The 11,108-nt window shown below is 73.8% G+C and carries 7 protein-coding genes; 5 read left to right on the top strand and 2 right to left on the bottom strand.

What is annotated here, in order from left to right:
• Positions 1-173: 173 nt before the first annotated feature.
• Together ACFFR3_RS30890 and ACFFR3_RS30885 are read right to left on the bottom strand one after the other, a co-directional pair.
• Positions 174-1,337, bottom strand: coding sequence for a pyridoxal phosphate-dependent aminotransferase (locus tag ACFFR3_RS30890; RefSeq protein ID WP_364380975.1), 1,164 nt, complete (start codon positions 1,335-1,337; stop codon positions 174-176).
• 86 nt (positions 1,338-1,423) lie between these two features.
• Entirely contained in the window at positions 1,424-2,596 is a 1,173-nt protein-coding gene (locus tag ACFFR3_RS30885) for a PP2C family protein-serine/threonine phosphatase (RefSeq protein ID WP_345386038.1), read from the bottom strand.
• Positions 2,597-3,080: 484 nt separating this feature from the next.
• Here ACFFR3_RS30885 and ACFFR3_RS30880 point away from each other — a divergent pair, with 484 nt between their 5' ends.
• The 5 genes from ACFFR3_RS30880 (at position 3,081) to ACFFR3_RS30860 (ending at position 11,076) form a co-directional block, all read left to right on the top strand.
• Positions 3,081-6,044, top strand: coding sequence for a lantibiotic dehydratase (locus tag ACFFR3_RS30880; protein WP_379484278.1), 2,964 nt, complete (start codon positions 3,081-3,083; stop codon positions 6,042-6,044).
• A 155-nt stretch (positions 6,045-6,199) separates the two neighbouring features.
• Positions 6,200-7,942, top strand: a complete 1,743-nt coding sequence (locus ACFFR3_RS30875) for an ABC transporter ATP-binding protein (RefSeq protein WP_379484277.1) — start codon at positions 6,200-6,202, stop codon at positions 7,940-7,942.
• Between the two features lie 52 nt (positions 7,943-7,994).
• On the top strand, positions 7,995-9,860 hold the full coding sequence (locus tag ACFFR3_RS30870; RefSeq protein ID WP_379484276.1) for an ABC transporter ATP-binding protein: 1,866 nt from the start codon (positions 7,995-7,997) through the stop codon (positions 9,858-9,860).
• A complete protein-coding gene (locus tag ACFFR3_RS30865) occupies positions 9,857-10,693 on the top strand; it encodes an NAD-dependent protein deacetylase (protein ID WP_379484275.1) in 837 nt (278 codons plus the stop codon). The genes ACFFR3_RS30870 and ACFFR3_RS30865 overlap by 4 nt, the downstream gene beginning before the upstream one ends.
• A 5-nt stretch (positions 10,694-10,698) precedes the next feature.
• Positions 10,699-11,076 (top strand): YchJ family protein, encoded by a 378-nt coding sequence (locus ACFFR3_RS30860; RefSeq protein WP_345386022.1) that lies wholly within the window; start codon positions 10,699-10,701, stop codon positions 11,074-11,076.
• Positions 11,077-11,108 lie beyond the last annotated feature (32 nt).

The following is an 11,108-nucleotide window of genomic DNA, read 5'->3' as shown; positions in this document are numbered from 1 at the left end:
TGATCGGTGCTGTGATCGGTGCTGTGATCAACGCCGGGGTCGGTGCTTGCCTCGGGGAGCACGGGATCCTTTCGTCATCGGCCGACTGTTTATGCTGTAAGGAGATTTGGCCGAGACAGCTTACACCGGCCCGCCGGTGCTCTCGTACGGGCCGGTTCAGGCGGATTCGCGCGCTACGCCGAGAGCGGGTTGACGTGGCGGTGGTGCACCCCGATCACCGGGATCTCGTGCAGGCTGCCGGAGTACAGGAACTGCGTCATGCCGATGAGCAGCCGCCGCACGTCCTCCTGCGGGCGCACGACCAGGCGCAGGAACTGGCTCGTGGTGCCCAGCTTGTTGCCGCACTCGCGGACGTACACGCCGTGCTCGGTCAGCAGGTGGTCGCGCAGCGGCACCCCGTCGTGCCCCGGCGGCAGCTTGACCAGCAGGAAGTTGCCCTGCGAGGCGTACACCGACAGCCCCGGCATGGTGCTGAGCTGCTGGAACATCGCCCGTCTGTCGGCGCCCAGCCGCCTGAGGCTGTCCTGGTACTCGTTCATGAACTCCCGCATCATGAACACCACGACCTCGGCGAAGGAGTTCAGGTTCCACTTGGGCAGCGCGTCGCGCACCCGGCCGGCCAGCGCGGGGTTGGCCACCATGTAGCCGAAGCGGATGCCGTGCAGGCCGAAGTTCTTGCCCAGGCTGCGCAGCACGATCACGTTCGGCCGCACCGCCGCCTCCGCGGCCACCCCCGGGTACGGCTCGGCGTCCACGAACTCGCCGAACGACTCGTCAACGATCACCAGGTCGAGGTCGATGAGCTGGTCGAGCAGGTACAGGACCTGGTGCTTGGGCAGGTAGCCGCCGTCGGGGTTGTTCGGGTTGCAGATCACCGCCACCCGCGAGCCGCGCATGCGGATGAACGACACGAAGTCGTCCACGTCGAGCGCGAAGTTGCGGCTCTCCTGCAACGGGTACATGTCCACCCGCTTGCCCGTCTCCAGCGGCTGGTCGGTCCAGCGGCCGAAGGTGGGGATGGGCACCGCCAGGCTCTCGCGGACCAGCAGGTGGTCGATCCAGGTGATCAGCTCCGTCGAGCCGTTGCCCATGGCGACCGTCTTGGGGTGCAGGCCGAGCGTGGCGCACAGCTCCTCGGTGATCGTCCCGGCGTCGCTGGGATAGAACTTCAGGATCGTCTCCAGGTTCCTCCCGAGGTGCTCGAATATGTCCGGCGTGGGGAAGTACGGATTACAGGGGATGCAGAAGTCCACCGGGGCGCGCTCTCCCACCGAGCCGCGCATGAGTGAGAAGTACGACGGGCTGTGCGCTTGGGCCCGCAAGAGACTGAGCTCCACGACACCTCCATGGACCACGTGTCCGATGTGTGGAGGTACGCGCCGATCCGGGGCGCGGTTCAGGAGATTTCCGGATGTGATCTTCTTCACGGCGGGATCGACGGCGGGCCCATGCGGCGCAGCGTCAGGACGGCCACGTCGTCGCGGACGTCTCCGCCCGTGAACTCCTGCAGGTCGGCGCCCAGCGCGCGGCCGAGCGGCGCGGGCGGGTCCGGCGCCCACGCGCGCAGCCGCTCTTCCAGCGGGTAGAACGCGCCGCGCGGGTCACGTGCCTCGGTCACCCCGTCGGTGCACAGCAGCAGCGTCGCGCCCAGCGGGAAGGCGAAGCGCGTGCCGCGGCGGGGCGTCGCCGTCAGCGACGCGAGCCCGAGCGGCAGGGCGGGCTCGCCCAGGTCCACCTGGTACGCCTCGCCGTCGTGCAGCACGAAAGGGGCGATGTGGCCGCAGTTGATCGCCTCCACCTCGGTGTCGCCGGCGATGTCCAGCACGAGGGCCGTGACCAGCCGCTCGGGCTCGCCGGTCATGGCGGCGAACACGTTCTGCCGCACCACCGTCGTCTCCAGGGCGGCCACGACGCCGGTCAGCGTGTCCTCGCGGTAGGCGGCCTCCCTGAACGAGCCCAGCACGGCCAGCGCCGTGCCGATCGCGGGCAGGCCCTTGCCCTGGACGTCCGCGATCAGCACCCGGGTGCCGTGGCGGGACACGGCGACGTCGTACACGTCGCCGCCGACCAGGGCGTCCTCCTCGATCGGGTGGTAGAGGCCGTCCACGGCGACCTCGGCCGTACGCAGGGGGAGCGGGCGCACGATGAGCCGCTGCAGCGCCGAGGCCGCCGACCGCAGCCGGTGCACCTCCTCCTCCCGGCGTACGCGGTAACGGCAGCCGAGCACGCTCACCACGCCGAAGATCGTGGTGAACCCGGCCGCGAGCAGCAGGTCGTCGACCTGCGCGCCCAGGTAGGCGCCGGTGCCGACCTCCACCAGCACCACCCAGACGGAGGCGGCGATCGTCTGCTTCACGTCGCCGAGGCCCGACACGATGGCCGGCAGGAAGATCAGCAGCGGGTACAGCCTGATGGCCGTGCCCGTGGTCAGGTCCAGTGCGATCACCACGGCGGTGACGAGGAACAGCCCCGCGAGGAACAGGGGCGTCCACAGATAGCGCCCCCCGCTCGGCACCTGGCTCGCCCTGCTGCCGCGCCCGCCGCCGACCGGCCTCCCGCGCCTGCGCCGCGCCTGTCCCGTCACTGTCTCCCGCACCCCCCATGTCACCTTCTATCAGGCGGTTTCGCCTGCCCGGCCCACGGCGCGCGTCCTTGACCCCACCTTGCCCCGCGCGGGTAAATGAGAGTTATTCGCACGGGTGCGTTCACGCGTTTATCCGACCGGCCGCGTACGTTGTTCCGCGCCGCTCGCCCGCGTTTTCAATGGCGGGAAAACAACGGCCTGGCAAGGCCGTCCTTAATGCTTTTCCGGGTCGTTTCAGGTGGTGGATGTGTGTGGATCGTTGACTCTGTGTGCGGGAAGGATAGGCCCAGTGACTACGGAAAGTAAACAGTCGAGTCCTGTTTGGAGTGGTTTGCTGGCATTGTTGGGTGTTTTCGATGGGAGGGACAAGAGGGCGTCACTGATTCTCATTTTCTTTTCCTGGCCAAACGCATTGACAGAAATAAATGATCTTGTAAGCATCTGAGTTGAGACGCGGTGCGGCGGTGAATTCATGTCAGGAAAGGGAGCGGTCCATATGGACATCGAGCACGACTGGACCCTGCTGCCGGCCGTGGTCGTCCGCAGCGCCGGATTTCCGTGGGAGCTGGTGCTGTCACTCGCCTACCTCAGGGCGGCGGAGGCGGCCGCGGTCGTCGTACAACTGGAGCGCAAGGCATTCGACCTGCTCGCCGACGCTCCCGCCCACGCGACAGGCCCCCGCCCGGCCGGCGCGCCTGACCGCCGGGCGAACACGGGCACGGGTCCAGTAGCCGGGGCAGGAGCGGGGGCGGAGACGGGGCGGACGTCGCGCGGGCTGCGGGGGCGCCTGCGCGACCTGCGGCCGTTGCCGTCCGGGGCCGTCGTCTCCGACGCCGCCGGCGCGGGCAACTGGGTGCTGGCCTGGAACGAGGTCACCAGCATGCTGGAGCGCGCCAAGCTCACGCTCACCGCGCTCGTCGGCGGTGACGCCGCCCTCACCAGGGCCGCCGTGTCCCGGCTCACCGCCGACGAACGCTTCCTCGACGCGCTCGTCTGCTCCGCGCCCGCCCTCTACCGCGACCTGCGCCACGGTGCCAAGGGCGGCAGGACCCGCCGGGAGCTGGCCGCACACCTGCAGCGGCTGGCCACCTCGTGCGAGACGGACGGCTGCTACGGGCCGCTGAACTACGGCGCCGTCCGGCCCGGCCCCTCCGGTCACACGTGGAAGGGGCACCGGGTCTACCGGCAGCGGGTGGCGTACCCGGCCGGGCGGGTGAACGAGGCGCTCCAGCAGCGCATCCTCGCCGACCCCGCGCTGGTGCCCGGCCTGGTGCCGCGCCGCAGGACCCTGGTGGGCGAGGTACGTGAGGGGGCCGCCTTCACCGGCCACTGCGACGGCGCCCGTACGCTCGCCGAGATCGCCGCCGCGACGGGCACCGACATGGAACGCGCGGCCGCGGCGCTCACCGTGGCGGTCCGCCGCGGCCTGCTCACCCACGACCTGTGCCCGCCCGCCGGCGTCACCGACCCCTTCGCCTGGCTCCGCGACCGCCTCACCACCCGCGCCATCCCCCTCACCGACGGCGACGGTCCCACCCATGGGCGGCCCACGGAGGACGGCGGCACCGCACCGCACAGGGAGCGGGTGCAGCCGCCGGCGCCCTGTGAGTGCGGGCTGACGCCGCACCCCGCCCACCCGGACTCCCTTCCTCCCGCCGCGCACCCCGGCTCCCTTCCTCCCGCCGCCGCAGCGCGACGAGCCTCCAGCGGCAGCGCGGGCCTCACCGGGCACGGGGGTGCCGGTGAAGCCGCGGGCGGCCCCGTAGCGGGCCCCGTAGCGGGCCCCGTAGCGGGCCCCGTAGCGGGCCCCGTAGCGGGCCACGAGAGCGGCCCCGCAGGCGGTCCCGAGAGTGGGCCCAGGCCCGGGCCCGACGCCGGGATTCGGGGCGGGGCGGGGCCGGCAGGCTTCGGGGGGAGGCCGGTCAGGGAGGCCGGGGGTGCAGCGTCGGGGGCGTCCAGGCGGGGGTTCGTGGCCCCCGCGGGCGTGCCCGTGCAGCGCGGGCTGAAGGGCGCCGGCCAGGCGTCCAGGTCCGAGCTGCCGGTGGGGCGGCGGGTCGGGGAGATCAGCGAGTTGCTCGCGCAATATCCCGCCGCCTCACCCGACGTGAAGCTCGCCGTGCAGCGCAGGATCGAGGCGCTGGCGGGCGTCGGCGGGCACCGCGACGACCGGGTGACGGTGCACGAGGCCGCCGCCGGCACGCTGCGGGTCGGCGTCGGCGACGCGCTGGCCGCCGACCTGCGGGAGCGGGTGCCGAGAGTGCTGGATCTGCTGGCCGAGGAGGCGGAGCTGACCCGGCTGCGCACCAACCGGCTGCTGGCCGGGCGGCTCGGGCCCGGCACGTACGCGCTGTCCGACGCCCTGCGCATGACCGGCGACCTGGAGATCGACCACGGCGACCGGCTGCCCGCCCGCATCGCGGAGCTGGTCCGCGCCGCGAAGCCGGGCACCGCCGAGCTGAACCTCGCGAACCTGCTGGACGAGCCCGCTCCGCCGGCCGCGCCCGTGCTGTGCTCGGCGGACGTGATGGTGGCTGCGCCGTCGCTGGAGGCGTACGAGCCGGGCGTCACCCCGCTGGTGCTCACCGCCCTGCACGACGGGGTGCTGCTCACGCCGTGGGCGCTGCAGTTCCACGACGACGAGGCCGCCTGCCTGGCCGAGCGCGACGCGCAGGTGCGGCGGGCGCTGTCGGGGTTCACGGTGCTGAACGTCGTCTCCCGCCCCGAGCACGGCGTGCCCAGGCCGGAACTGCCAGGACCCGTGCTGGAGCTCGGCGGCGCGACCGCGGGCGAGGACCGGCGCAGGATCGGCCTCGACGAGCTGTACGTGCACAGCGACGGCCACCGCGCCGTCCTGCACGCCAAGGGGTTCGAGGAGCCGCTGCTGTTCCACGACGGCGAGCACGACACGGCGCTGCACACGGCGCTCGCCCTGCCCAGGCTCCGGCTGCCGAGGCTCGGCGACCTGCCCCGCATGCCCCGGCTGACCTGGGACAACGTGGTCCTGGCCGGGCGGCGCTGGCATGTCGGCGGTGCCGCGTTCGAGGGGTTCGGGCAGGCGGGCGGGGACGGCGACCTGCTGGTGGCGATGGCCCGGCTGCGGGAGGCGTACGAGCTGCCCGTCGTGTTCTTCGCCGCCACCGCCCGCGAGCGCGTCTACGTCGACACCCGCTCGCCCGCCCTCCTCGAAGGGCTCGCCCGCCTGGCCGCGGGCGGCGACGGCGTCACGGTGAGCGAGGTGCTGCCGGGGCCCGAGGGGTGCTGGCTGCGCGACGGCGAGCACCGGTTCGCGGCCGAGCTGCGCTGCGTCTACCTGCGCCCGGCCGGGGGAGAGCGCCGCCCCTCCGGCACGAGCGCCCGCCGCGCGCCCGCACCGGCCCCGAAGCCGGTCAGGCGCCTGTTCGGCAGGATGTCCGCGCACCCCTACCCCTGGCCCGGCGAGACCACCCGCCAGAGCCGCTGAGCCCCGCGCCCGGGATAAACCGGTTGCGCCCGGCGGGGCGCGGCTGGTGTACTCCCGGGCGTTGACCGCCCGTCGAAGGAGGAGGCCCACGATGCGCGAAGCGTCCGTGATCCCTCAGCTCACCGAATCCTCCGACGCAAAGGGCATGACGCTTCTTGACTCCCTCCACACCCGGGAATCTCTCACCTGACACCTCCTCCGTCCTCCGCCTGCTCCTGCCGTCCTGGCGGGCCGCGCCCGCGCTGATCGGCGCGGTGTCCGCCGCGACCGCGCTGCCGCTGGCGGCGCCGCAGGTCACCCGGTGGTTCGTCGATGACGCGATGGGCGGCGCGAGCATCCGCCACCTCACGCTGATCGCCGCCGGCTACCTCGTGCTCGCCGTCGCCGGACAGGCGGCGCGCACCGTCACCGCGTGGCTGGCGGGCCGGCTCGCCTGGGACGGCTCCAACCGCCTGCGCGAACGCCTCACCGGTCACGCGCTCCACCTCGACCTGGCCTTCCACGGCCGGCACACGCCCGGCGAGCTGATCGAGCGGGTCGACGGCGACGTGGTGGCCGTCGCCGACTTCGTCGTCGCGTTCCTGCTCGACGTCGTGGCCGGCGTGCTGCTGCTGGCCGGCGTGGTCGTCGCCGTGCTCCTCGTGGACTGGCGGATCGGGCTGGCACTGCTGGCGTACTGCCTGGTCATCGGGTACGGCATGGCGCGCGCCCAGCGGCTGGCCGTGCCGTCGGCGGCCAGGTCGCGGGCCGCGAGCGCCGCGCTGTTCGGCGCGCTCGAAGAGCGGCTGGCCGGGGCAGAGGACCTGCGGGCCAACGGCGCCGGCGCGCACACCGTACGCCGCTTCCACCAGGTCAGCGCGGCGCTGTTCCGCGCCGAGCACCGCGACGCCCGCATCGGCACCGTGCTGCTCGCGGGCACCTCCGTGGCCTTCGCCGCGGGAACCGCGATCATGCTGGGGCTGGCCGCGTGGACCATGCGGTCGGGGGCGCTCACGGTCGGCACCGCCGTGCTGCTCCTGCAGTACACGATGATGGTGCGGGCGCCGTTCGAGCGGCTGATCGACCAGATCAGGCAGTATCAGGCGGCGCTGGCAGGGGTGGCCCGCATCGCGGGGCTGCTGGCCGAGCGGCCGGCGCTCACGCCCGGCACCCGGCCGCTGCCTCCCACAGGGCCGCTCGGGCTCGACCTCGACGGCGTCGGTTTCACCTACCCCGGTGACGACGAGCAGGTGCTGTCGGGGGTGCGGCTGCGCCTGGCGCCCGGCGAGACGCTCGGGCTGGTCGGGCGGACCGGCAGCGGCAAGACCACCCTGGCCAGGCTGGTGCTGCGGCTGCACGATCCCGTGCAGGGGGCCGTCCTGGTGGGCGGTGTCGATCTGCGCGAGGCCGAGCCGCACTCCTTGCGGCGCAGGGCCGGCGTGGTGACGCAGGACGTGCAGCTGTTCCGGGCCAGCGTGCGCGACAACCTCACCCTGTTCCGGCCGTCGCCTGGCGACGAGCGGCTGATGGGGGTGCTCGGAGAGGTCGGGCTCGGCGCGTGGGCGGCCTCCCTGCCCGGCGGGCTCGACGCCGAGCTGCCCGAGCTGTCGGCGGGGGAGGCGCAGCTGCTCGCGTTCGCCCGCGTGTTCCTGGCCGACCCCGGGCTGGTCGTGCTGGACGAGGCGTCCAGCCGGCTCGACCCGGCCACCGAGCGGCGGGCCGAGGCGGCCGTCGCGCGGCTCCTGGAGGGCAGGACCGGGGTGATCATCGCGCACCGGCTGTCGTCGCTGGCCCGCGTGGACACGATCGCGGTGCTCGACCGGGGCAAGATCGTCGAGTACGGCCCCCGCGCCCACCTGGCCGCCGACCCGCACAGCCGCTTCGGCCACCTCCTCGACCTGGCGGGGGTGAGCCGATGAGGCGCGACACGGCGATGGCCGCCCGGCCGTGCGATCAGGCGGGGGTGAGCCGGTGAAGCCCGTGACGGTGGTGGCCACGCGGCTGGCCACGTTCGACTTCCGGCGGTTCCTGGTCGGGGCGCTGCTGTGGCTTCCGGTGCATGTGATCCCGCTGGGCGGCGGGCTCGTCCTGCAGCGCGTGTTCGACGAGATCAGCGGGCAGCGGGCGGCCGGGCTGGACAGCGTGCTGTGGTGGTGTGCGGCGTTCGTGGGCGTCGAGGTCGTGCGGGGCGTGATGATCGTTGTCGCGTGGACGTACGGCGTCTACTGGTGGGCGGCGGCGGCCACGCTGCTGCGCTCGAACGTGCTGCGCTCCCTGCTGACCGCGCGCGGGCCCGCCGCCGCCCGGCTGCCGCACTCCTCCGGCGAGGCCGTGGCCCGCATGCGGGACGACGTGGCCGACGCCGTGGACTTCACCGACGAGAGCGTCAGCCTGTTCGGCACCGCGGTGTTCGCCGCCGTGGCGCTGCCGATCCTGGCCTCCGTCGATCCGCTGATCACGCTGGTGCTCGTCGTCCCGATGATCGCGGCGGGCGTGCTGAGCAGGACCATGCGGCAGGTGGTCGCCCGGCTGCACGGGCGGGCCAGGCGGCTCGGCGCGACCGTGACGGCGTACGTGGGGGAGGTGTTCGGCGGTGTGCTCGCCATCAAGACGGCGGGAGCCGAGGCGGCGGTGCTCGACCGGCTGCGCGCCCACAACCGGCGGCGCCGCGACGCCGCGGTCAAGGACCGGCTGGCCACCGACCTGCTGGGCGCCGCCACCACCGCGTCCGTCGAGCTCGGCACCGGCCTGGTGCTGCTGCTCGCCGCGCCCGCCATGCGCGGCGGCGACTTCACCGTGGGCGACCTCGCGCTGTTCACCACCTACATCGGCTGGCTCACCGCGTTCCCGAGGTCGATCGGCGTGTTCCTCTCCCGGCTGCCGCAGGCCGCGGTCGCCACGGAGCGGCTGACCAGGCTCATGGCGCCGCACGAGGACGCCGCCGATCTGGTGCGCGGCTCCGGGGTGTGGCTGCGCGGCGACCCGCCGCCCGCGCCGCAGCCGCCGCCGCACGACGACCGGCTGCGGGTGCTGGAGGCGCGCGGACTGACCGTGCGCGGCGTGCTGCACGACGTCGGGCTGCGCGTCGAGCGCGGCTCCTTCACCGTCGTCACCGGAGCGGTCGGCGCGGGCAAGACCACCCTGGTACGCGCCCTGCTCGGTCTCCTGCGGGCCGACGCGGGCGAGATCGCCTGGAACGGCGTCCCCATCCGCGACCCGGGCACGTTCCTCGTCCCAGGCCGGGTCGCGTACGCGGGCCAGGTACCCCGCCTGTTCTCCGAGACCCTGCGCGAGAACCTGCTGCTCGGCCGCGCCGCCGGCGACGAGGACGCGCGGCGGGCCCTGGAGCTGGCCGTCTTCGACCGGGACCTGGCCGAGCTGACCCGCGGCCTCGACACGGTCGTCGGGCCGCGCGGCACCCGGCTGTCGGGCGGGCAGGCCCAGCGCGTCACCGCCGCCCGCGCCCTCGTCCGCGACCCCGACCTGCTGGTGGTGGACGACCTGTCGTCCGCGCTCGACGTCGAGACCGAGCGGCTGCTGTGGGAGCGGATCGCCGGGCGCGGCCCGGAGACCGTGCTGGTCGTCTCGCACCGGCAGGCCGCGCTCGAACGCGCCGACCAGGTGATCGTCCTCGACCGGGGCCGCGTCGCCGGGCGGGGGCGGCTGGCCGACCTGCTGGAGAGCTGCCCGGAGATGCGCCGGCTGTGGCACGCCGAGCTGGTCGCCGAGGCGGAGGAACGCGCGGACCTCGGCTTCGCCGAGGGCGGGGAACGCGCGGGCCTCGGCGAGGCCCGGCGGGACGAAGAGCGTGGAACGGAAGGCACCATAGAAGGGTGATATCGAGCACCACGAAGGTGGCGGAGCTGGCCGGGCTCGTCGCCCGGGGCGGGGTGGCCGTGCTCAGCGGGGCCGGGCTGTCCACCGAGTCCGGCATCCCCGACTACCGGGGTCCGACAGGGCGGTCCAGGCGGGCCGAGCCGATGACGTACCAGAAGTTCGTCGGCAGCGCCCAGGCCCGGCAGCGCTACTGGGCGCGCAGCCACGTCGGGTGGCGGCACATCGGCGCGGCCCGCCCCAACGCGGGGCACCGCGCGGTCGCCGCGCTGGAGCGGCGCGGCCTGCTGGCCGGCATCGTCACCCAGAACGTCGACGGCCTGCACCAGGCGGCGGGCGCCCGCCAGGTGATCGAGCTGCACGGCGGGCTCGACCGCGTGGTCTGCCTGTCGTGCCGCGAGCGCACCCCGCGCGCCGAGCTGGAGCGCCGGCTGCGGGAGGCGAACCCCGGCTGGGACGAGGCGGGCGCCGCGATCAACCCCGACGGCGACGCGGTGCTCACCGACGCGCAGATCGCCGGGTTCATCCTGGTCGACTGCACGGGGTGCGGCGGGGTGCTCAAGCCGGACGTGGTGTTCTTCGGCGAGAACGTGCCGAGGCCGCGGGTGGACGAGTGCTTCGCCGTGGTGGGCGGCGCGCGGGCGCTGCTCGTGCTCGGGTCGTCGCTGGCCATCAAGTCGGGGCTGCGCTTCGTCACCAGGGCGGCAGAGCTCGGCATCCCCATCGCCATCGTCAACCAGGGCCCGACGGGCGGTGACGGCGACGCCTCGCTCACGCTTGACGCGCCGCTCGGGCCGGCGTTGACCGACCTCACCGCCCTGCTCGGGGCAGAATAGGGGCCATGCCTCCTCGTACGTGTCTCTGCGGCCTGCCCGCCTCCTACCAGGACTGCTGCGGCAGGCTGCACCGGGGTGAGGCGGCGGCCGCCACCGCCGAGCAGCTCATGCGCTCCCGCTTCACCGCCTTCGGCGTGGGCGACGAGGCTTACCTGCTGCGCACCTGGCACCCGTCCGACCGGCCGCAGCGCGCCGGCATCGACCGGCGGGTCAAGTGGGTGCGGCTGGAGGTGCTGGAGACCACCGGCGGCAGCGTCGTGCACACCGAGGGCACCGTCCGCTTCCGCGCCCACTACCTGGAGCGGGGGCGGCCGGGCGAGATGGAGGAGCACAGCCGCTTCGTCCGCCTGGACGGCCGTTGGGTCTACGCCGGCGTCGTCTGACCAGCGAACGCTTCCGGCTCCCGGTGGCGCGG

The organism is Nonomuraea salmonea (assembly GCF_042428605.1).
Lineage (GTDB): Bacteria > Actinomycetota > Actinomycetes > Streptosporangiales > Streptosporangiaceae > Nonomuraea > Nonomuraea salmonea.
This window is presented reverse-complemented; position numbering and strand designations above follow the sequence as displayed.

Excerpts from the sequence above, each read along its gene's own strand:
- ACFFR3_RS30860 (WP_345386022.1), top strand. The coding sequence starts at position 10,699 with ATGCCTCCTCGTACGTGTCTCTGCGGCCTGCCCGCCTCCTACCAGGAC.
- ACFFR3_RS30880 (WP_379484278.1), top strand. The coding sequence starts at position 3,081 with ATGGACATCGAGCACGACTGGACCCTGCTGCCGGCCGTGGTCGTCCGC.